This window comes from Pseudomonas frederiksbergensis (assembly GCF_003732665.1).
GTDB classification, from domain to species: Bacteria; Pseudomonadota; Gammaproteobacteria; order Pseudomonadales; family Pseudomonadaceae; genus Aquipseudomonas; species Aquipseudomonas frederiksbergensis_G.
The window spans coordinates 59,401-81,093 of sequence record NZ_MOBP01000012.1 but is presented as its reverse complement, the minus strand read 5'-3'; the positions used below and the strand labels follow the sequence as shown (position 1 = coordinate 81,093).

General features: G+C 56.9%; 17 protein-coding genes. 8 read left to right on the top strand and 9 right to left on the bottom strand.

The features are described from left to right. Positions 1–614: 614 nt before the first annotated feature. A complete protein-coding gene (locus BK665_RS18075; protein ID WP_123408421.1) occupies positions 615–1,850 on the top strand; it encodes an aromatic ring-hydroxylating oxygenase subunit alpha in 1,236 nt (411 codons plus the stop codon). Between the two features lie 113 nt (positions 1,851–1,963). Here the strand turns inward: BK665_RS18075 and BK665_RS18070 are convergent, their stop codons facing one another. Beyond that, positions 1,964–2,917, bottom strand: coding sequence for a LysR family transcriptional regulator (locus BK665_RS18070; RefSeq protein WP_185076557.1), 954 nt, complete (start codon positions 2,915–2,917; stop codon positions 1,964–1,966). Between the two features lie 448 nt (positions 2,918–3,365). On the opposite strand from BK665_RS18070, the gene BK665_RS18065 reads away from it, so the two are divergent. The 7 genes from BK665_RS18065 to BK665_RS18035 all read left to right on the top strand — a co-directional run bounded on the left by BK665_RS18065 (position 3,366) and on the right by BK665_RS18035 (position 11,696). Beyond that, positions 3,366–4,403 carry a quaternary amine ABC transporter ATP-binding protein gene (locus BK665_RS18065; RefSeq protein ID WP_123407809.1) on the top strand — a complete coding sequence of 346 codons (1,038 nt, stop codon included), beginning with the start codon at positions 3,366–3,368 and terminating at the stop codon, positions 4,401–4,403. Between the two features lie 47 nt (positions 4,404–4,450). Next, positions 4,451–5,416, top strand: a complete 966-nt coding sequence (proW, locus tag BK665_RS18060; protein WP_123407807.1) for a glycine betaine/L-proline ABC transporter permease ProW — start codon at positions 4,451–4,453, stop codon at positions 5,414–5,416. Positions 5,417–5,481: 65 nt separating this feature from the next. Continuing rightward, positions 5,482–6,525 carry a glycine betaine/L-proline ABC transporter substrate-binding protein ProX gene (gene proX, locus BK665_RS18055; protein ID WP_185076554.1) on the top strand — a complete coding sequence of 348 codons (1,044 nt, stop codon included), beginning with the start codon at positions 5,482–5,484 and terminating at the stop codon, positions 6,523–6,525. Positions 6,526–6,612: 87 nt separating this feature from the next. Beyond that, the gene (locus tag BK665_RS18050) at positions 6,613–7,962 is read left to right on the top strand and encodes an MmgE/PrpD family protein (protein WP_123407805.1); all 1,350 of its coding nucleotides are present in this window, start codon (positions 6,613–6,615) and stop codon (positions 7,960–7,962) included. A gap of 48 nt (positions 7,963–8,010) precedes the next feature. After that, positions 8,011–9,045, top strand: a complete 1,035-nt coding sequence (locus BK665_RS18045; protein ID WP_123407803.1) for a GlxA family transcriptional regulator — start codon at positions 8,011–8,013, stop codon at positions 9,043–9,045. Between the two features lie 65 nt (positions 9,046–9,110). Further along, positions 9,111–10,262 (top strand): MFS transporter, encoded by a 1,152-nt coding sequence (locus tag BK665_RS18040; RefSeq protein WP_123407801.1) that lies wholly within the window; start codon positions 9,111–9,113, stop codon positions 10,260–10,262. Positions 10,263–10,478: 216 nt separating this feature from the next. Further along, positions 10,479–11,696, top strand: coding sequence for an IS1182 family transposase (locus tag BK665_RS18035; RefSeq protein WP_123407800.1), 1,218 nt, complete (start codon positions 10,479–10,481; stop codon positions 11,694–11,696). Positions 11,697–11,856: 160 nt separating this feature from the next. On the opposite strand, the gene BK665_RS18030 is transcribed toward BK665_RS18035, so the two are convergent. The 8 genes from BK665_RS18030 to BK665_RS17995 all read right to left on the bottom strand — a co-directional run bounded on the left by BK665_RS18030 (position 11,857) and on the right by BK665_RS17995 (position 21,638). Further along, entirely contained in the window at positions 11,857–12,966 is a 1,110-nt protein-coding gene (locus BK665_RS18030) for an OmpA family protein (protein ID WP_123407798.1), read from the bottom strand. 23 nt (positions 12,967–12,989) lie between these two features. Beyond that, positions 12,990–13,430 carry a type VI secretion system baseplate subunit TssE gene (tssE, locus tag BK665_RS18025; protein WP_123407796.1) on the bottom strand — a complete coding sequence of 147 codons (441 nt, stop codon included), beginning with the start codon at positions 13,428–13,430 and terminating at the stop codon, positions 12,990–12,992. Positions 13,431–13,433: 3 nt separating this feature from the next. Further along, positions 13,434–13,970, bottom strand: coding sequence for a type VI secretion system lipoprotein TssJ (gene tssJ, locus BK665_RS18020; RefSeq protein WP_123407794.1), 537 nt, complete (start codon positions 13,968–13,970; stop codon positions 13,434–13,436). Further along, positions 13,951–15,048: a type VI secretion system baseplate subunit TssG gene (tssG, locus tag BK665_RS18015; protein ID WP_123407792.1), complete on the bottom strand. Its 1,098-nt coding sequence runs from the start codon at positions 15,046–15,048 to the stop codon at positions 13,951–13,953. Before tssG ends, tssJ begins: the two co-directional genes overlap by 20 nt. Further along, positions 15,012–16,781 (bottom strand): type VI secretion system baseplate subunit TssF, encoded by a 1,770-nt coding sequence (gene tssF, locus BK665_RS18010; protein WP_123407790.1) that lies wholly within the window; start codon positions 16,779–16,781, stop codon positions 15,012–15,014. The genes tssG and tssF overlap by 37 nt, the downstream gene beginning before the upstream one ends. Before the next feature lie 24 nt (positions 16,782–16,805). After that, entirely contained in the window at positions 16,806–18,392 is a 1,587-nt protein-coding gene (tssA, locus tag BK665_RS18005) for a type VI secretion system protein TssA (protein ID WP_123407788.1), read from the bottom strand. Positions 18,393–18,465: 73 nt separating this feature from the next. After that, positions 18,466–19,482, bottom strand: a complete 1,017-nt coding sequence (locus BK665_RS18000; RefSeq protein WP_259699623.1) for a hypothetical protein — start codon at positions 19,480–19,482, stop codon at positions 18,466–18,468. Between the two features lie 62 nt (positions 19,483–19,544). Next, positions 19,545–21,638 (bottom strand): Tle2 family T6SS lipase effector, encoded by a 2,094-nt coding sequence (locus BK665_RS17995; RefSeq protein WP_123407786.1) that lies wholly within the window; start codon positions 21,636–21,638, stop codon positions 19,545–19,547. Between the last annotated feature and the right edge of the window lie 55 nt (positions 21,639–21,693).

The window sequence follows — 21,693 nt, the reverse complement described above, 5'->3', positions numbered from 1 at the left end:
ACTTTGCTTAACTGTTGAATCCAGACTGGCATGGGCCAAGAAGTCGGTCAATAGAGTGTATTTCCCGCGCATACATTTTCAGATGGATGCTTCACACGCCCTTGAAAATATCTTTTCCTTTGTTTTCAATAGTTTGAAATTTCCTTGCCGATGCCAAGACCTCAATCGATAACATTTGATTATGCATTGATAAGAGTAAATGTTTCTTGTTGATGCATGATTGCCGTCGTAGCCTTACAACAGCGATATTCTACTGACGAATTGGAAAATAGAATTTCTCGTACATTCGTTCCATTAGTTGGAAACTGTTTGTTCGGGGTCGAATAAGGTGCTGTAGCAACATTGCCCCGGATGCAAACATCGGCATTTCAGAATTGTCTGCCTTAATAAGGACTCGAACGAAATGAGTGCACGGATGGCACCGCCATCCAAGAAGGTACATTTTGCTTAAGACGCTTTCTGGACGTGGCAAAACGTTCCGGTTCGCGGATAGAAGCAGCACGGTTTGATGGGCTTGCATCCACAGGCGGTACTGCGAACTCAAGACCGTTTGGCCTCATCTCGCTGAGCAGGCTGAATGTGTCGCCCCCTTGGTATTTTGGAGTGTGTTGACCGTGAGCACTAAATCGGCAGTTTCAAATCTAATCGCGCAGCGCAAGCCTGACCACGCGCTGCCAGGTGCCCTTTATAGCGATCCCGACGTTTACAGGCAGGATCTGGAACGGATCTGGCACAAAAGCTGGATCTTCGCAGGGCACACATTTGAGCTGGAGAAGTCGGGTCAATACCTGTCGCTGCAAATCGGCGATTACCCTGTCGCTATCGTGCGCGGTGCAGACAGGCAGATTCGTGCGTTTCACAACGCCTGTCGCCATCGCGGTTCCAAGGTGTGCCCGGAAGCCAGCGGCAAGGTCGCCAAGCTGGTGTGCCCTTACCACAAATGGACATTCGAACTGGATGGCCGCCTGCTGTTCGCCGGCAACATGGCGGACGATTTCGACAAGTCTCAGCATGGGTTGAAGTCCGTGCACTGTGAGGTGGTCGAAACGTATATCTACGTGTGCGTGGCAGATATCGCCCCAGACTTTTCGTCGTTCAGAAAATCCGTCACCCCTTTCGTTGCGCCGCATAACCTGGACGACTGCAAAGTCGCGTTTGAGTCGAACATCATCGAAAAAGGCAACTGGAAACTGGTTTTCGAGAACAACCGCGAGTGCTACCACTGCGATTTTACTCACCCGGAATTGATGCACTCATTCGTGGACAACCCATCAGTGGGCGGCGCTGGAGGCGATGAAGATCTCGAACTCAAAGAGCATTGGGATCGCTGCGAGGCGGCAGGTTTGCCGAGCCGATTGGTCATGGATGATGACGGTCGCTTCCGCATGACGCGCATCCCCCTTTTTTCCGGGGCCGTCAGCTACACCATGGATGGCAAGCCTGCGGTTGCCGGTCGCTTGGATACTACCGGTGAAGCCAACATCGGTGCGCTGCTTTACTTCAACTATCCATCCACCTGGAACCACTTTCTGGGCGATCACGCGCTGAGCTTCCGCGTTCTGCCCATCGGTCCAGGCGAGACGATGGTCACTACAAAATGGCTCGTCAAGAAAGACGCGCAGGAAGGTGTCGACTACGACATCGATCGCCTGACCAAGGTTTGGCTTGCAACCAATGACCAGGATCGCACCTTGGTTGAAGGCGCACAGGTGGGTGTCAGCTCTCCAGCTTTCGAGCCAGGCCCTTTATCGGTGGCCAGCGAAATCGGTGTGTGCCAGTTTGATGACTGGTACTGCAAAACGATGCTTGAGCAGCTCAATGACACGATCCCGTTAAGATCTGTCGGCTAAGTGCAGGACTGCCGGTGGTGAGAACCACGAATGATCACCACCGGTATCTTGATTCGGACCTTCAATCCACACTCCCTCCCCGCCACTGCCCGTGCTCCTTTCTTCCAGGCGGCTCAGGAAAACTGGGCCAGAATCCAGTCGCGTAGCCGGCAACAAGCGTCGTCATTGATCCGGTCTTCACGAAATGTCAGATAGTGCTGACTTTCATGGAGAACCACTTCCTCTTCGATCGGCCGAATCAGCGTGCCGTTTTCAACCAGGGTTGCAACCAGATGATTCCATCCGAGGGCTACGCCCTGATGGGTCAGTACCATGCTGATGACCAGGTTGTAGTCGTTGGCGTTGAAAACGTGAGGGCTGTCGTGGGGGCGTTTTTCGATATCAACATCGTGATAAGCCAGCCAAACGCCCCAATCAACGTGCTCCGCCACCTGGGATCTGCCATATGGGCTTAGGTTAAGCAAAACCCCGTCGCGTAATCCTTCGAGGCTGGACAGCTCAGGGTGCTCCTCTTTGTAACGAGGTGTGCACACCGGATAGATGACGTCGTGAAACAACGGATAACTGCGGTAACCATCCTGAATCCTGGCCATTTTGGTGATGAAGATGTCTGGAGTGACACCCGGTTCCATCGACAGGAAGTTTTGAGTGGTGACCAGATTGAGGTCGATGTCTGTGTTCCTGGTAAAAAAACCTGGCAACTTCGCTGCGAGCCAGAGGGCTGAAAACGCCGGAGAACAGCAAAGTGTTAATGTGCGCTTGCCTGCATTGTTGGTGCGAATGCGCTCCGCCGCCTGGGAAATGTTGACGAAAGATAATTGTGCTGCATCAAAAAAGATCGATCCGGCTTCCGTCAACTCGACTGCTCGCCCCACCCTCTTGAAGAGATCCACCCCAAGGTACGTTTCAAGCTCCCGAATCTGACGACTGATTGCCGCTTGCGTAACGCACAGCGCTTCAGCCGCACGCGTAAAGCTTTGGTATTTGGCAGCGGCTACGAATGACTTCACTGCTTTCAGGGACGGCATTTTCAGCAGCGTCATGTCTGGATCGATGTGCTTAACCATAACCTAGAGTATTGAATATCCGGTTCGGGGCCGTTTGGAGGGCCGTTAGCGATGAGATCGGCGAGAAGGTTCCACCTAGAGCCTACGCCGGAGCGTAGCTGAAACAGAGGGTCTAAGACAGGGCCAGCAGTAGTCGCCTTCGCAAACAGTACTTTCGTAGTCGCAAATTGACACGATTCATTTATTGATAACATGACGTTATTGATTGGCGGGAAGAAATGTTGTTAGACGCTGACTCTATAAGGTAATAACTTGGGTCTCAAGGCAGCGATTAATACAGCGCCGATAAAACAAGAATAATAAACATCACATAATAAAGAGGATGGTCACAATGACTAACTCGCAACCTTTCTCCCCGCTTGACTGCCCCCATAAGCACCGTCTTCACTGATCAAGATACGTATATCCAAATTCTTGATCTTACGTCGTATTTGCAGCAGGAGGGGTTATGAGTCTTGGTGACGAGATACTCTCGGTAAAAAACATTTACAAAGTCTTTGGTGCTCAGCCAAAGCTCGCGATGGAGATGCTGGCTCGCGGTGCTGATAAAAGTGAAATCTTCAGCAAAACCGGGCAAGTCGTTGGCGTTTTTGATGCCAGTTTCTCCGTAAAACGTGGAGAGATTTTCGTCATCATGGGGCTTTCCGGTTCCGGGAAGTCGACGATGGTGCGGTTGTTCAATCGCCTGATCGAGCCAACCTCGGGAACCATTCATCTCAATGGCCAGGAAATCACCGGTCTGTCGGATGCTGATCTCCTCAGCGTTCGCCGCAAAGACATGAGCATGGTGTTCCAGTCGTTTGCCCTGATGCCCCACATGAGTGTGATCGACAACGTTGCCTTCGGCCTGGAAATCTCGGGCGTCGAGGAAAGTGAACGGCATAAGCGTGCACTCGATGCACTCAAACAGGTGGGGCTCGATGGCCACGCCTACAGCTATCCGCACCAACTGTCCGGCGGTATGCAACAGCGGGTAGGCCTGGCCCGAGCGCTGGCCAATGACCCCGCCATCCTGCTGATGGACGAAGCCTTCTCGGCACTCGACCCGTTGATTCGCCACGAAATGCAGGGCGAACTGATCCGCCTGCAGGCAGAACAGCATCGCACCATCATCTTCATCTCCCATGACATTGAAGAGGCGATTCGCATCGGCCATCGCATTGCAATCATGGAGGGTGGCCGGGTGGTACAGATCGGTACCCCGCAAGAGCTGCTTTGCAGCCCCGCGAACGATTACGTCAGAGCTTTCTTCAAAGGCTTTGATGCCTCGAAGATCCTCAAAGCTGGCGACGTTGCCAAGATCTGTGCCGAGCATCCGTATGCCATGGATCAATCTACGCCTACGCTGCGCGACGATGTACTCCTGCAGGACGTCTTTCACATTGTTGCTGATGCCATTAATCCAGTTGCTGTGCTGGATCGTCAGGGTGTGTTCAAAGGCACGATCTCCAAGAGCCTACTGCTTCAGACAATGAGCCGGCACTAATAATCTCTATTTGCTCGCTTGCCAGGCTCGGATATTCAGGTGATGACATGAACGAATTCAGTTTTCTAGACCCGTTTCAATCCCTCAACGTCCCTTTGGGCCAATGGGTAGAAGTTGCCCTGAATTACCTGGTTCATAATTTCCGCGAGATATTCCGTTCGATTAGATGGCCAATTGATCAGGTACTTAACGGAATTCAGTTCGGATTGTTGGCAATTCCTCCATCAATATTCATTATTTGTGCGACGCTCCTGGGCTGGCAGGTGGGAGGGAAAAAGATTGGAATTCTTTGTTTCGTCACCCTCACCCTCCTGGGAGTGATCGGCGTATGGAGTGACGCCATGGTCACCCTCGCCTTGGTGCTCACTTCACTGTTCTTCTGCGCCGTTATTGGCATACCGCTGGGAGTCCTGTGTGCCCGGAGTGACCGGCTGGAAATGCTTCTGCGGCCGGTACTCGATGCCATGCAAACACTGCCCGCATTTGTTTACCTGGTACCCGTGGTGATGCTGTTTGGTATCGGCAACGTACCTGGGGTGCTGGTCACGATCATCTTTTCGGTAGCGCCATTGGTCAGGCTTACCAATCTGGGCATTCGCCAGGTACCGGAAGACAAGATCGAGGCGGCCCGAGCTTTTGGATGCACCCCTCGCCAGATGCTGAGGCGGGTCCAACTTCCATTGGCGGCACCGACGATCATGGCCGGTCTGAATCAGGCATTGATGTTGTCACTTTCCATGGTCGTGATCGCATCAATGATTTCGGTGGGGGGCTTGGGAATGATGGTACTTCGCGGGATTGGCCGGCTCGATATGGGCTTAGCGACCGTCGGTGGACTGGGCCTGGTACTGCTGGCGATTTTCCTCGACCGCCTGACCCAGGCCATGGGCGAACGCAGTAACAGGGCAACCAAAGGCGAACACTGGTATCAGACCGGTCCAGCGGGTGTCGTTTATCGTCTGAAAAGAAAGAACTCCATTACAAAGATCGAAGCTAGTCCCAAAGAAAGTTAATTCGCTTAGCGGCGCGTTGTGAACCAAAAGAAATGCCAACTTCTTAACAGCCAAGGTAAACGATAATGAACTTCACAACCTTCGGAATAAAACAGAAATTCATTCATTCTGTGGCGCTTTTAGTTTTAGCGGTATCACCTGTGTTCGCATCGGCCGCGACGGCGCAGGAACCCGGAAAAGGTGTATCCATCACCCCGATCTTTCCATCGATCGCCGAAGAGCGGTTTCGTGGAGAGATTGCAATGGCGGGTCTCAAAGAATTGGGCTACGACGTTGAAACACCAAAGGAAACCGAGTATTCCACCATGATGGTTGCGATTGCCAATGGTGACGCGGATTTCTCGGTGCATCTGTGGGAGGAACTGCACAAGTCTTTCTACGAGAAGGCTGGCGGCGATGAGGTGATGGTGAAAACCGGCTCTATCATGCCGGGCGTGTTGCAGGGCTACATGATTGATAAAAAAACGGCCGACGAACACCACATCAGCTCGCTCGCAGATTTGCAGAAGCCGGAAATTGCCAAACTGTTCGATGCCAATGGTGACGGTAAAGCTGACCTCACGGGTTGCAACCCAGGTTGGGGCTGTGAGCTCATCATTGCGCACCACATGAAAGCCTATGACCTGACGAAGACCGTTTCCAATAACCAAGGCTCCTATTTTGCCTTGATGGCGGACACCATCGCTCGCTATAAACAAGGCAAGCCGATTCTTTATTACACTTGGGTACCTCAGTGGATCTCCGGTGTTTTGGTCGAAGGTAAAGATGTTGTGTGGTTGACCGTGCCCCGTACGGATCTTCCAGGTGGCAAAAACGATGTCAACACGACCTTCAATGGTAAAAACCTGGGCTTCGCGGTAGACAGTGTCAGAGCGGTTATCAATAAAGAGTTCGCCGAGAAAAATCCGGCTGCAGTGAAGTTCCTGTCTGAAATGCAGATCACTACCGACGATGAAAGCGCGCAAAATCTGAAAATGCACAATGGCGAAAAAAGTGCAGCTGACATTACTCGTCACGCCAAAGAATGGATTGCGGCCCATCGCGCGAAATACGACATCTGGCTGGCAGACGCACGCGCCGCGGCCAATACCGCCACCGCAAAAAACTAGTCCCGTCATTTGAATCTGCATAAAAGGTTGCCCTTCCCCGGGCAACTTTTTCATCCGCTTCGGTGTTCATCATTCAGGAATCATGAAATGCAGTTGTATTCATTCGTCCAGAATTTCAGTTACAAGGACGCGCCCCTGTATACTCGCGAGCTGGTTAAAACCTGCCTGCTCGACATCATTGGTGTGGCCGCCGGTGCTCGCGACAATCAAACCAGCGTGATGCTCAAAACCTACGCTGACACCCATTACGCTGCCAGCAAATTGTCCAGCCGCCTCTGGTTCGACGGCAGATCCGTCCATCCATTGGGCGCCGCATATGCAGGCGGTTTCTGCGTTGATAGCCTGGATGCACATGAAGGTCACTTCACCTCCAAGGGGCATGCGGGAGCAACCGTTGTCCCGGCCATTGTTGCGTTGGTCGATGCGTATCTCGGTCAGGGCAAAGACATCAGCGGCGAAGAATTCCTCAGCGTACTGTGCATCGGTTACGAGACCGCGTTACGGGCGGGCCAGGCATTGATGGCTACTGCCCCTGAATATCATGCCTCAGGGGCTTTTTCCGGGATCGGGGTTGTTTGCGCTGGCGCCCGCTTGCTGAAGCTTGATGAAACGACGTTCCGTCATGCGCTGGGTATCGCGGAATACTTTGGTCCGAGGTGTCCGATGATGCGACTGGTGAGCTTCCCGACGATGTTGCGTGATGCCCACGGTGCCGGCGCGTATGCCGGACTGAATGCACTACTGATGGCACAGCTCGGTGTCACTGGCGCTCCTGCCGCCACCGTTGAACCTTTGGAAACTTCCACTTTCTGGCAGGACATCGGAACCCGCTGGGAGATCGACGAGCAATATTTCAAACCGTGGCCAGTATGTCGCTGGGCGCAACCGGCGCTCACAGCCATGAGTGATTTGATGCGGGCACATCCCGTCATCACTGCCGAGTTGATCGAGACCATTGATGTTGAAACGTTCCACGAGTCTGTGTGTTTGCAGGGGCACTTTCCGAAGAATGCCGACGAGGCCCAGTATGCGCTGGCGTTTCCCTTGGCTGCCTTGATCGTTCGCGGAAAGCTCGGGCCTAAAGAGGTCACCGGGGATTCCATTCATGCGCCAGACATCTTGAGTGTCAGCGCGAAAATAACCCTTCATGAGGCGCCTGACCTTTCCGCTCGGTTCCCGAAGGAAATTCTGTCTCGCGTCACGGTTACCCTGAAAGACGGCACGCGTCTTACCAGCCCGACCGCGACGGCCAAGGGCGACCCCGGCCACCCTATGTCGAGTGACGAATTCACCGCTAAATACCATTTGCTGGCTGATGACAGCTTGGGGACCACACTCAGCAATGCCATCAAGAACAGTGTTGAAAAATTGCCCGGCAGTGATGACTGCCAATCACTCTTTGCTTTGTTGCTGTCAGCTCCAAAAACCGCTGCCTAGACTGCGCTACGGTATCCCGGCTATTCGGTCAGTGGTCAAAGAGGATTTATGCCATTCGTATTCGAGAGCGTGCTCAAAGACAAGAACATGGGGTACTCCTATACGGCGCAGAAACCAATAAAGCCGCAGGCGGTGACTCGTGTAGCGTTCGTGCTATTGAACAATTTCTCGATGATGTCGTTCACCGGCGCTATCGATGCGCTGGTGACTGCGAACCTGATTAGCGATACACCGGCGTTTGATGTGTTGACTGTGGGCATCAGGAGCCGTCTGGTGATGAGCGACCTGGGAATTGCGATTTCAGCAGACCTGGAGCTACCACAACTACCGGACTGGATCGACGTTCTCATCGTCGTCGGCGGATTGCGCGTGAAGCTGATCAGCGACTCGCTATTACGGCGCAAGCTGCGTAACGCCGCCTCCCTTGGCGCGACCATGGGCGGTTTGTGGAACGGGGCATTTTTTCTGGCAGAAGCTCAACTGATGGACGGCGTCGAGTGTGCCTTCCATCCCGACGGACGAGCGATGATGGAGGATGTCTTCCCCAAGGTGCTGGTCTCTCGTCGAACGCACGTAATCGATCGAAACCGTATCACGTGCGCCGGCGCCAGTAGCTCGTTACGCATGATGCTGGAGCTCATCACCGCTAAACAAGGCGTGTCAGTGACCCATGCTGTCGAGGAAATACTCAGTTGCGACCAAACCTCTGAAGTCTCCGGGATATCGACTGTCATAGTTGACTCTGACCCCACCTTGCCCCAGACCCTGAAGCTCGCTTTGGAACTGATGCAAAAGAACATCGAAGAGCCGCTATCGATCGACGAACTAGCTGAGTGTGTGAACATTTCCCGACGACAACTGGAACGTCGCTTCTGCCGTTTCGTCGGCGCTACACCCACGCGTTACTACCTTGAGCTGCGCTTGACTCGAGCGCGGCAACTTATTCTGCAGAGCAATCGGCCTATCACCGATATCGCGATTGCGACCGGCTTCTGCAGTTTCGCCAACTTCCATATGCGCTTCCGTGATTTCTTTGGCGTCGCGCCAAGCAGTTATAGAGCGACGTATGAGCGCAGGCGCTAAGTTTTCCGCACTGTCCAAGCCGAACAAACGATGGCGAACATCATCGATAAGGATTACCGAGAATTATGAATGCGCCATCGCGGGTGTTGGTACCCACGGCTAACCACAGCGAGCGGATGTCTACACGCGTCGCCTTCCTGATTGCAGGCTTACTCATGTCCGCATGGGCGCCTATGGTCCCATTGGTTAAAGCCCGCGCTGGCCTGGACGATGGCGGCCTGGGGTTGTTGCTGCTTGGGCTGGGCGGTGGATCTATTGTGGCCATGCCCTTCGCTGGATATCTCACCGCACACTATGGATGCCGCCCGGTCGTCATCTGGGCGACGATTGTCTTGTGCGCCGTTTTTCCACTGTTGAGCACCGTGGCGTGGTTGCCCGGACTGGTCATCGCCGTCGTTGTTTTCGGGGCCAGCATGGGCATGCTTGATTGCGCCATGAACATACAGTCCGTCATCGTCGAGAAAAACAGCGGGCAGGCACTTCAGTCCGGCTTCCATGGCCTTTACAGCGTCGGAGGCATATTGGGCGCCGGGGCGATGACCGCTTTGCTGACCCTGGGCCTGCATCCGTTGATTGCTGCGATATGTGTCGTTGCCGCCGTCTTAGGAGCGCTCTACAAGGCAGCGCCTGCTTTGCTGACATATGGCACTGAACGGGGCGGGCCATTGTTCGCGGTACCCAGGGGGATCGTGCTGTTTTTAGGGGTGCTCTGTTTCATCGTCTTCCTCACTGAAGGTGCAATGCTCGACTGGAGCGCGGTTTTCCTTGTCTCGAATCGCGGGTTGGAGCCGAGCATCGCCGGCTTGGGCTACGCCTCCTTCGCCGCTGCGATGACTGTGGGCCGCCTGACAGGAGATGCCATCGTCAGCAAACTGGGCGGCGTGCGCGTCGTTGCGCTTGGCGGACTCTGCGCAGCCGCAGGCATGATCGTGTCGCTTGGAATCGATGGCTGGGCCGCGTCCCTGATTGGCTACGCGCTGGTGGGTGCTGGATGCTCAAATATCGTCCCTGTGCTCTTTACCGCTGTAGGTCGCCAGCAACGAATGCCACAGGCGGTAGCCATCCCCGCTGTCATCTCGATGGGCTACGCAGGGATTCTGATAGGTCCCGTATTTATCGGGGCGATCGCCCAACTGAGCAGTTTGCCATTCGCGTTGGGCGGGTTGATCTTTCTACTGGTATTTGTCAGTGCGACGGCCAGATTGATTCGTCATTGATCCAACGACAAGGCGAGGCACGTCATCCGAACAATCGGCCCCTGAAAAAGACATGCGACATGCCGCTGAACGATTTAGCCAATCTGTTGCGTCGACCGGTTAAATTCACAGTCGTTTTAAGTCCTTTGTGACAGGCAGAAAACGGCCCAGAGTGTGTAAAAACGCCTTCGCAAACCCTTGCTATGATTTCTGAGGATTTCATCGCAGGGATCGCCCATGAAGCGCTTTATCCAAGGTGAACATCGAGGCCAAGGCACCTTACTTCCCGAGAGCCTCGACGACTACGTCAGCGATACCAATCCGGTGCGCGACTTCAAGACCATCGCCAGCTTCCGAAAAGACAACAGCAAGCCCATCCGAGGCGTCTGTCGCCAGTTCGTTGTGCTGTGCCAGCAGCTGGGACTGTTCGGAGAACATCTGGTCGCCATTGATGGCAGTAAATTCAAAGCAGTCAACAACCGCGACCGCAATTTCACCAGCGCCAAACTGAAGCGGCGAATGGAAGAAATTGAATCGAGCATCAACCGTTACCTAACGGCACTCGATGCTGCCGATCGGCAAGAACCAACAACTTCCGAGCCCAGTGCCGTGCGGCTGGAAGAGAAAATCGCCAAGCTCAAAACTCAAATGAAAGAGCTTCAGGCGATCGAAATCCAGCTCAATGAATCCCCCGATAAACAGGTCTCACTGACCGATCCAGACAGCCGCTCCATGATGACGCGCGGCACGGGAATCGTCGGTTACAACGTGCAGACAGCGGTCGATGCTCAGCACCACTTGATCGTTGCGCACGAGGTGACCAACGTCGGCTCTGACCGCGATCAACTCAGCTCGATGGCCAAGCAGGCCCGCGCGGCGATGGCGTCAGATACGTTGTCGGTGGTGGCTGACCGAGGTTACTTCAAAAGCGAACAAATCCTGGCTTGCCACGATGCAGGCATCACCGCCTATGTGTCCAAGCCGATGACCTCAGGAGCCAAGGCTGACGGGCGTTTCAATAACGATGCCTTCCTCTATGACGCGGCAAAAAACGAATACATTTGCCCGGCTGGAGAGGCGTTGATCTGGCACTATTCGTACGTTGAAAAAGGCATGAAGCTACACCGTTACTGGAATTCGAAATGTAGAGGCTGCGCAATGAAACCGCAGTGCACACCGAGTACGGAACGGCGGGTTCGACGCTGGGAGCATGAAGCCGTACTGGAGGAAATGCAGAACAGGCTGAGCAACGCGCCGAAGATGATGCGAGTCCGCAAGCGTACGGTCGAGCATCCCTTCGGGACGCTCAAACAATGGATGGGGGCAACGCACTTCTTGACGCGAAAGCTCAACGGGGTAAGCGCCGAGATGAGCTTGAACGTGCTCGCCTATAACTTGAAGCGAGTCATGAAAATTCTCGGTACCAGCGGTTTAATGAAGGCGCTGTCGGCCTGAAGAGGTCTGTATTTTGGCCACCCAGCAAAGTAGACGCGGCGCTAGCGGCTCCCAGGCCCTCGTGATGATCCGCAGAACTTGTTGTGAGCAATTGCTCAGCTAACAACCGTCAGCGCTGCGCGCCGACAGTGTTATCACGGTGTTCAGCATTGCCCACTCATCAAGTTTGGCGGTCCCCCACCAAAGCAGCCGACTCACAAGCCCCAACCTGCGGCACCAAACGAATATCCACACGCCGGTTGGCCGAGCGCCCAGCCTCGGTCTCATTACTGGCAATCGGCTGATTGGCCCCGAAGCCCTGCACCGCAAAGCAACTGTCGGCAATGTCGCCCATGCTCTGCATCCAGTCCCGCACGGCTGAGGCACGGGCGTGGGACAGGGCCAGGTTCTGTTCGACAACTCCCGATGCATCGGTATGCCCGGCGATTACGATCAACCATCCCGGCAGGGCTTTGATGCCGACCAACGCATTGACCAGCACCTTGGTCGAGCCAGGCTTCAACGTTGCGCTGCCGGAATCGAACAGGGACAGGCTGTCCAATCTCATAGACTCGGGCATGAGGGTTTCATGGTCTGGACCTGACAGCCATGTCTGCCAGACACCTATGACCAGGGCAACGAGAAACGCCCCGGCGAACAACGACATGACCATACGAGGCCTGCGCGATTCCACTTCAGGAGGCGGCAGAATCACGACCGGTGCTACCGCCGCAACCCCGAAGGCCACCAGCCCCCTTCCGCCCGATGAATAACTCTGCTCCAGGCGCTGGATCAAACCACCGACCTGATAGCGCAGCGCCTGCAACGCCAGCAGCGGACTGGGCAGTTGAAGAAGCAAACACGCCTGCAAACGCGCCAACTGGGTATCCAGTTGAACTAGCTCAGGACCACTGTTTGCCGTCATCACCAGACCGCGCAGCAGCAGTTGCAGTTGATCAAACAACCATTCCACCAGATCCAGGCGCACCGACTCCATCAGTGGCCACAACCGAGACCACTCCCGACCCAGAGACTCAAGCAACACCACGCCTTGGGTGATGCCTTCCAGTCCGAAACGCTGACCACGCGCCAAGGTGAAAAAACAGGCCGTTTGCAGGTCCGCTCCGTTTTGCTGGAACAGCGCCAGACACAACTGCTCCACCCTGCCCCAGTCCACATCAGGGCAAGCGGGGTGGCTGAGTTTGGCCAACTCATCGCGCAAAGCCGTAAACTCGCCGTAGCCGCGCGGATCGCCGCCGACTCGAATACGCATTTCAAACAACGCCGTCATCCAGCTTCCCTTCCGTTATCGGTTCAAGGCTTCGACAGGTAGTGCTGTCGTTTCAAGTGGCGCACCAACACCTTGCCCTCGGGCGCCAGGGTGGTGCCGAAGCTCATCCGCTGCCCATCCTTCAACTGCATGTCCAGGGCGTATTCCAGATGCCCCGGCAGTACCTGGGGCAGCAGTTCGATGGCGACTGCCGCCAGACGCGGTTCGTACTTGAGCAAAGTGTTGTTCATGGTGCCGATCAATCCATGGGCTGTGGCGGGTAACCCTTGCAGGATCACGCTCATGTCCGGCAGCCCATAATCCGGCAGATGGCTGATCGCTCCAGCGCGGCTGTTGAGGATGCGCTGCAGATTGTCCAGCACGGACAGGATGTGCTGGTCCTCCTCGCTGACGCGATGCAGGTCCAGTTCACCCGAGAAATTTTGCAGCAGCATTTCGTATAGCGAAGGGTTGTACTCGGTCATGGTTCACTCCTTCGCCAAGGGCCGCAGGGTCAGGCGGTTATCCCCCAGTTCGATCACCCTCGCCCGATCCGGATCCAGATCATCGCGCGTCAGCGTCAGGCGCCAGGTGTTCATCCGGGTATCGGGGCTGCGGAACAGTGCCACCACTGTGACAAACCGCGCATCCTTGTGCATCGGCACGTTCAACTGCGCGCCCTCCTCGGGTTTCACCACGACCGACCGCTTGTCCAGCAACACGCTGGCCAGCAGTTGATCGTCATGCCCCAACACACCCTCATAGGTCGCCTGCTCCACCGCTTTGTGGTCGCGCAATTGGTACACCCGCACCAGGGTCGGCACCGACAATGCGCTCATGTCCGTGGCGTCAGTGTTCAGCGCCGTGCGCGCACTGAAATCCAGGTGCAGGGTTTTCACCTGCTTGTAGAAGATCGCCTTGGCGGTGGATGCCGTGCCATCCGCGACGGTCTGGGCCAGCCCACAACCACCGAGTGGTAGCGCAAACGCCGCCAGCATCAAAAGACTAAAAACGGTACGCGACATGCTGTGTCTCCCTGTTCCGGGGATTAATCGAAAGACCTTGGTAGCGGCCCAGGTTGATCGTGACGGTGTCGTGTTCCGCCGCCTGCCAGGCATCGCACCCCAAGCCCAGAACACCGGTCATGCCAAGTCGAATGGGCGCCTGGCCCAGCACCGGCGCAGGCAGGCTGTGTACCGGCAGTGACAACTGCAGTTTCGCGGTGCACCGCCACCCCAGGTACACACGCAGCAGCACCAACAGATCGCTGTGCAACGCGCCACCGGGCAACCAGCCACTGGCTTCCAGCGCGTCTTCGGTAAACAGCGCCAGGCTCAGCTGGCTGTTGACGTCTCGGCCGACCGGTCCCAGCGGTGTGCCTTGGTACAAACTCACCGGGCGCCGGGCGCAAAGTCTGGCCGGCGCAGTCAGCGCAATAGCCTGCGGCCAATGCGGGGTCACCTGGGCCAGGGTGTTGGGGGCCAACAACTTGACCAGCGCGACGACGCCTTCAGCATTGCGCGTGGGCAGGCGCATCACACCGAGCAAAGCGAGAAAACGCGAAACCGGCGTGTCGATGTGCCGGGCGGTGCCGGGAATGCCCAGGCCGATCAGACCTAGCAGGCATTGTGAAGTGGCATCGGTGCCGCCCGCTTCGAACGTCGCCGGGTAGGAATACTTGCGCCAGATCCGATAGAACTGGGTGAAGATCCGGTGATTGAAAATATCCAGAAACGCTTCCAGCGCTTCATGCCCTTCACGACGCTGGGCAATGTCATCCAGAAAGACAGTGGGCATGGGCGAGTCGACCCCGTACAAGCCGAGCAAACGGGTGCGCACCGTCGCCGGACGCTCCGGATGCTCCTCATCGGTTTCAATGGCCTTCAACTCGCCCGCTGGAAACCCCATGCCCGGATCGGGCCGAAAGCGCACTGCGTCATCGGCCGGGTGAGCGGTGCTGCCCAAGGGTGGGTGATCGGGCAAGGCCTGCTCCAGCAACTGACAAAAGCGGTACAGATTAGCCTCGGCGACCTGCTCCCGCAGAGCGTCGAGCAAACCGGCAGCTTTCAACCGGGAATACGCTGACTGTGTTTCTCGTTCCATCGCAGGCACTTTCCAGTAGGTTGCAGGATCAGCGTGAGCTGGGTGAACAGATGAATGTCGGCGTACAAGGAAAAGAAGCGGTTGAGCATTTCGCCGAACAGGCTGATGTCGCCCTCCCCCGAAAAACCATTGGCATCCAGGGTGATTTCGATATCCACCCCGCGCAGCAGAAAGCCTTTCTCGAAACGCTGGATCAGGTGGTGACGGACCTCGACGATCGCCGCCAGGCGACGCCGGTTAAGTTCGCTGCCTGTCCAGTCGTACAACGCCAACGTGCCGCGCAGCACCTCAGCGTTGTCGAGCATCGGCAGGAAGTTCGAGCCCAGATGACTGAGCACTCGCCAGTGAAAGCGATCGCGGTTCGGCGGGTAGCACGGCGGGGTCGGCGCACACAGATTGCGCACGCGCAAACCGACCTGGGTGGACTGCACCACGGTATCGAGCAAGGTGCTTTGCAGCGCCTTGCGCGGCAACTGACCGTGAGTGCCGGTCAAGCGCAACGACAGGCTTTCGCGCTCGCGCAAACGGTCCTTATCAAAGCCCTCGCCGCCCAGGATCAGCCAGGTGTCATGCAAGCCATTGGCGGCCCGCTTCAGGCGCGTATGAAAGTAACGCTCAGGCGCCTCGTCACGCAGCATGCCGCCCTTGTGGCGGAAACTGGTGAACGGTACGTAATCCTGACGTTCGGCGTTCTTTGAGGCCGTCACCCGGTCCACGGAATAGATTTCCGTATGGCCATCCTGCAATCGCATGGGACGCAACAGGTAGTCGGTTTGCAACGGCGCCAGGGTCAGCGGATCGGCCTCCATCGGGAACAGATTAATTACCGGCACAGCGTGCAGTCGGATGTGCTCGCGGCTCAGGTCGAAGGTCGGCGGCCAGGGCTCACGCAATACGACCTCGAGTTCGAACCAAGGGGTGCCGGGCGCTATCTCCAACTGCTCCAACCCACACAGGGTTACGAACATGAATTTTTCGCGGAAGGTGAAGTACTCCAGCAACAACTGATAACCGCTGAACGCGCTGTCGCCCTTGGGCCACAAACGGTCCTCATCGGCAAACCCCTTGGGGGAAAAATGGCCGCTCAAGGGTCGGCGTTCGGTTTGCCCGGGGCAGCGTACGTACAACGCTTGCACGTTCAGGGTCAGCGCCTGATGCAGCGCGCTGGCCAACGGTGCGTCGGCATTCAGGTACAGCGGCAAACGGCTCAGGTCGAGCTGGCTCCAATCGGTCAATGCGCCACAGGTAAAGCGCAGGCGCAGCAGCGAGCGGCCATCCGGTTCATGGCCCCGCCCCACCGACGTCAGCGCCAGTGGCCGCAGGGTCAGGTCCTGAGTGGTGGTGTAACGGCAACGGGTGCCCTGCGGCCCGACGGGTTGAGACAGCACCTCAAAACCCTGAGCAACCAACTCGCAGCGCTTCATCTGCTCAAGGTCGGGCTCCAGTTCGATGACCGACAATGACGGAATGGTGCGCAGGTAATGCGGCCATAGCAGGCTGACCAGCCCTTCGGTCAGTTCCGGCAAGTCATCGTCGAGCTTTTCGCGCAGCCGTCCCATCAGGAACGCGAAGCCCTCGAACAGGCGCTCCACGTAGGGATCCTGCGCACCCGGTTTATCCAGATTGAGCTGCGCCGCCCGGTCCGGGAACGCGTCCGCGAACTCCTTGCCGGCCTCGCGCAGATAGCGCATTTCGGCATCGAAGTAGCGCAGTGTCAGATTGTCCGTGTCCAAAGAAAGAATCCTGATGAATGAGGGTCAGCCGCACAGCACTGCGGCGCGTACTGGGTCGATGGCCACCAGTGCAGCCAGTAAGGTTTCCATCCGTCGCGCCAGGATGGGTTTGTCGGCATCGTTGCGCTGAGCCTTCAAGCGCAACAGTTTGAGCAGCCGCGCCTTGACCTCGAAATTCAACGCCGGCTCCCACTCGGCCAAGGCCTGTCGCTGCGCCGTAGCGTCCAGCTCCCCCAGCAGATGGATGGCGAGGTCACTCTTGCCGTACTGTTCGGCAACCCGCGCCATTAGCAGGCGCAGCAGCCAGCGTTGGCGCCCGGTGTCGACGCCAGGGCGTGCGGCCAGCCAGGCCAGCGCGTGGTCCACACCGTCGCTGTCGGCCTGGGCCACGGCCTCGCCCTCCAGGGACAGGATGTCGCCATCGCCGCTGGCCGCCGCTACAGACGGGACAGGCAACCATTGCCGGGGTTGATTGCCGCTGACGTGTTGGGCAATCCATTCGCGGGTGGTCTCATCAGCGAACGGACTGCCATCGGTCCAGCACAGCAGTTCCAGACCCGGCAGGCGTTCAAGAAACATCCCCAGATCACGCTTGATGATATCGGCCCAGCGATCCTGCGGCGCCGGTTGTTTGCTCAAGGCCTGATACAGGTACCACTGCAGGTCCAGCCAGAAATGGTTCACTCCTTCGGCATAGATCCGCTCGACCTGTTCGATCAATTCAGTCCAGCTCTGCTGCAGGTACAAGCGCTTGAGCTGTGCCCGATAGTCAGCCCGAGGCGGCGCCAGACGCGTGTTGCCTTTAGCCTCCTGCGGGGGCGCCTGATGCACCGTGTCCCAGCGCAAGCTCTTCATCAGGCGGTGAGCCGCCAGCCAGCCCTCGGGTTGCTCCCGCAGATACCCGGCCAAGGCCCGACCGCTGTCCAACAAATCACGTCCGGATTTGATCGCTGTTGCGGGCGATGCACTGCCATGCGCAGTCGCCTCATGGCTGGCGCTGTTCTGCGGGACCAATGCGTCCATACCGCCGGACTGCGCCAGCCTCGCGGACAACGCGGCATACAGTGGCTCCAAAGTCGGGCGCTGATCCGGCGGCCAGGCATCCAACCCACGCTCCAGCCAGGCGAGTGCCGCGGCGGTACGCTCGGCCTCGACCTTGACCACCTCCGGGTACAGCGACAGCGTGTCCAGCACCTTGGCGCTGGCCAGCCATTCCAGGGCCATCTTGCGGCTGTTGGGGCGAATGGGCAGGACCTCGTTGCCGAAGCACTCGATCAGCGCCGCCAGCAAACTCAGGCCATCGGCCAGCCCGACTTCGCCGTCTCTGTGCAATCGCGCCCACAGGTAGTAAGTGGCGACACGCAGGTCCTTGCAGCGGTGCATCAACAGTTTCTGCGCCAGTTGGGCAACCTGCTCGGCATCGGCGCCCGACAGTCTGTTGACCTCTTCGCGCATACGCTGGAAATCATCGTCGTAACCTGGGTCTTCCCCGGCGGGAGACTCGGCGCTGATGGGTTGCAACCAGGGTTGCCAGTGGGCGGCCTGTTCCCGTGCAACGGACAACGCATCACGTGTTCCCAGGCAGCGGGCGATCAAGGTACGCAGGCTCATTCGAAGCCCCCAGTCTGCGGATAGGGCTCCATCGGAGTTATGTTGTTGAATGCCTGCTGTAATAGAGCACGATTCATTTCTTGTTCTCCGCAGCTAAGCGAATATCTTGAAGCCTCTTAAAACTAGGGTTACGCCCATCAGCCGTCACGCTCCCATCAGGGTAGGTGTGGCGGGTATAGTTACCCTCTTTCTTCACCTTCGGTCCTACCGAATACAGCACATAGTTGGCGTGTAGCAGGGGTTCGAATATTACCTTTCGCGCATTTAGGGAACGGTAGTACAAGTAAGTTTCACCTTCGCCGAGTATCCAAACGAGTTTTTTATGTCCGCCAATAAATTGCTCACTGAATCGGGGGTAATAGTCCTCCCTGATCATCACATCACCGTCGATTTTTATCGTCGGCTGAAAAGCAGAACGTTGTTGTGGCAAGTGCTGATCGAACATCACAATAACGCCCCCTCCAGGCCCCGCTTTAACGTTCTCTCCGAAGTGTGAGGTGTTGGCGTAGGTGACGCCAAAGGTCACATTGCTCAGTTGCCACTGACATCTGCCACCACCATTTACGGAAATCTTCGCCTCATACAGGTCGCTCTGCCCCTGCTGTTGCGGCTGAACTGTGGTGACTAGATAGCCGTCCTCTTCATACGTGGTCCAGTCCGGCCCGGAACGTTTGATCGGGCATTTCTCCGAGCGGTACGTCACCTGCATGGGTTCCGCCGCCAGATTCGGGGGGACCTTCACCGTCATGCTGACCTGCTCACCGTCCGGTGGCGGAGAAAAGGCCTGATACTGGGCGCAACCGCTGAGGCTGAACAGCAGCAACAGTGCGCCGCTCGTATGGTTTAGGCAGGCATTCATAGGCTGTGTTCCTCCGTGCAATGCGTCGGGAAACTCAATGGTCACCGCTTCCGGGTAGCGGGTGGAGATGGGTTGGGTGTAACCCTCATGATTGGTCACGCCCTCGTACACCGTGCGTTCTCGGGTGGTGATGCGATAGCGGACGAAGGGCTGGGCGACCCCGCTTTCCTCGACCGTCCGATAGGTCGGGTGTTGTATTGGAAATTGCGCCGGGTGGATCAGAATGTTCATGGTTTCAGGTCTTCCCTGTGGCTGATGTGTTTGCTGGGCCGCAGCATCCCGGATGCGTCGATTCAGGCTTGGGTGATCTCGATCATCACGCCGAACTCGCGCTCACGGCAGAAACGCTGCAGCGCCTCAGGTCCACCTTCCAGTTCTTGAGTCATGCGCAGTGCCATGGGTAACAACTTCTGCAGGGCAAGGAACTGCTCGTTGCGTTGCCTTTCCGCCTCGGGGACGCCCGCGCCATACATCTGCTCCTCGAACTTCGCCCGTTGCGCCTTGCGCTCCAGTGGCCGCTCAGGGGCACTCAGCTCCAGCAATTGGTTGTGCAGGAAGGGTAAGTACGCAGCGATCATCGAGTGATCCATCGGGCTGCTGCGTTTGGTGCTGCGCTCGGGGTTGGTGTGTGACGGAAAGAAACGCGTCAGGCTTTCGCGGTTCAACGAGCGGATCAGGGCCTTGTGGTCTTCGCGGGCGAAGCGGCTGAATTCATCGCTCAGACTGGGGACCAGGTAGATACGCGTGCGGTGCGGCAAAGGCCTAAGAATGGTGGTGTGATAAGGCGCACCCAGGCCTTCTCTACTACGCTCGGCGGGGTTATTGGAGGCCCGTGACTCCAAATGCTGGTCGGCGCGGTAGAACATGGCGAGCTGCCCGTGATGCCAATAGGGGTCGCCAAAACGCACCAGTTTGCCGGCCAATAGGTCACCCACGGACCAGATGTAGCCCAGGTCATGGCCCAGTGGGCCCATGACGTCGTACAGCCAGTTATCCAGCTCCGCCTCGGGCGGCACGCTGGTGATAGTGTCCGCGTCGTTGACATGGCGGAAATGGGTCACCGCTTTCAGGCGCTCCAGTGCCTTAGCTGTGAATGTGCGGGGCATGCCGTAGGTGTAGAGCAAAGGATCGCTATCTTTCAACTCCGCAGAGTGGATCAGGGCAAGGGCACCGCCTAAGCTATGGCCGCAAATGAATAACTGTTTATCCACCAAGGCTTCCTGAATTTCAGTGAACCGTTTAGGAAACAAAATTTTAGCCACCTCAAACGCGTTCAAAAACCCATAATGCACATTGCCGACATCAGTCAACGGCGTACACGCAGACTTCAAGTCGCAGCCGCTGCCATCGGCCGGCATCGGGCGGTACAGCACATCGGTCAGCCAGTCCTTGGGCTCCTGCGTCCCGCGCCACACCACGACCACTTGAGTCTTGTTTATGCAATAAAACAGCTGGGTGTTTTCGATGATGAGCCGTGGAATGTCCGACTCACCTAACGGCCGCTCGGCCATCAGCGAATCAAGCATCACCGCCGTGGTGTAGCGCTGGTCGAAGGGGACGTCTACCACCAGTGCCGGCAGGCGTGTTCCTCCGGCGTCGATCATCATCGGCGTGCGCGACAGGTCCAGGCACTGGCGGAAAAAAAACTCCTCCACCGAGCCTGAGACGGTACTGGGATCGGTGTCCGGTCGTTGCTTCAACATGTTCTGGGCGACGACGCTGTAGGACAGATTGGCCATCAACCCAAGGTTATAGGCATTGGCCATGCTGTATTCGGGTTGGTGATGCAGCACCAACGACCAGGCACGCAAGGGGCACACTTCCAACACATGACGGCGATTCAGTGCTTCGTAATCAACCGTGAAACCGCTGAATGCCGGGTCCGGAAAGTGAAACGCCGGGGGCCGCTTCGGGTCCACCAATGGCGGGTCAAGAGTCGGCAATTGGTCGCATAACTGGCCGATACGCAGGTAGTGATAGCGGTGACCCGCCGCAAGCGCCTTCTCCTCTTCGGGGGAGAAGGTCGAGCGCTGTGGACCATACAGCGGGGTGCGGCCACCGATGACAGGCCACGGCGGTTCGGCACGCTCGCCACGCAAGCGACGAGTTTGCAATAGCTCGGCCAGCGGATTGGCCTGCAACTTCAGGGTAATGGGAATCGGGTGCAGCCCCTCAATACGGATCACGCCCTGGGCATCGCTTTGCCCCGAGCATTGAGGGAAGCAGCCCTCACGGATGGCGTCGTTGATCGCCTGATAGGGCATATTCGCCAGGGGATCACCCTGCTCGTCCAGCAACTGGAATTCGACCCAATGCTGTTTCTGTTTCGGTCCTGTAACCACCTTACGTGGGTTGAGGGTATCCGTACGGTGCCGGGTGTCGTTCATATCGATCCCTGAATAGCGGTATTTATTGAGTGATTGCGCAGAAGTCGACGGTGAT

Excerpts from the sequence above, each read along its gene's own strand:
- BK665_RS18070 (WP_185076557.1), bottom strand. The coding sequence starts at position 2,917 with ATGGTTAAGCACATCGATCCAGACATGACGCTGCTGAAAATGCCGTCC.
- BK665_RS18065 (WP_123407809.1), top strand. The coding sequence starts at position 3,366 with ATGAGTCTTGGTGACGAGATACTCTCGGTAAAAAACATTTACAAAGTC.
- proW (WP_123407807.1), top strand. The coding sequence starts at position 4,451 with ATGAACGAATTCAGTTTTCTAGACCCGTTTCAATCCCTCAACGTCCCT.
- proX (WP_185076554.1), top strand. The coding sequence starts at position 5,482 with ATGAACTTCACAACCTTCGGAATAAAACAGAAATTCATTCATTCTGTG.
- BK665_RS18050 (WP_123407805.1), top strand. The coding sequence starts at position 6,613 with ATGCAGTTGTATTCATTCGTCCAGAATTTCAGTTACAAGGACGCGCCC.
- BK665_RS18045 (WP_123407803.1), top strand. The coding sequence starts at position 8,011 with ATGCCATTCGTATTCGAGAGCGTGCTCAAAGACAAGAACATGGGGTAC.
- BK665_RS18040 (WP_123407801.1), top strand. The coding sequence starts at position 9,111 with ATGAATGCGCCATCGCGGGTGTTGGTACCCACGGCTAACCACAGCGAG.
- BK665_RS18035 (WP_123407800.1), top strand. The coding sequence starts at position 10,479 with ATGAAGCGCTTTATCCAAGGTGAACATCGAGGCCAAGGCACCTTACTT.
- BK665_RS18030 (WP_123407798.1), bottom strand. The coding sequence starts at position 12,966 with ATGACGGCGTTGTTTGAAATGCGTATTCGAGTCGGCGGCGATCCGCGC.
- tssE (WP_123407796.1), bottom strand. The coding sequence starts at position 13,430 with ATGACCGAGTACAACCCTTCGCTATACGAAATGCTGCTGCAAAATTTC.
- tssJ (WP_123407794.1), bottom strand. The coding sequence starts at position 13,970 with ATGTCGCGTACCGTTTTTAGTCTTTTGATGCTGGCGGCGTTTGCGCTA.
- tssG (WP_123407792.1), bottom strand. The coding sequence starts at position 15,048 with ATGGAACGAGAAACACAGTCAGCGTATTCCCGGTTGAAAGCTGCCGGT.
- tssA (WP_123407788.1), bottom strand. The coding sequence starts at position 18,392 with ATGAGCCTGCGTACCTTGATCGCCCGCTGCCTGGGAACACGTGATGCG.
- BK665_RS18000 (WP_259699623.1), bottom strand. The coding sequence starts at position 19,482 with ATGAACATTCTGATCCACCCGGCGCAATTTCCAATACAACACCCGACC.
- BK665_RS17995 (WP_123407786.1), bottom strand. The coding sequence starts at position 21,638 with ATGAACGACACCCGGCACCGTACGGATACCCTCAACCCACGTAAGGTG.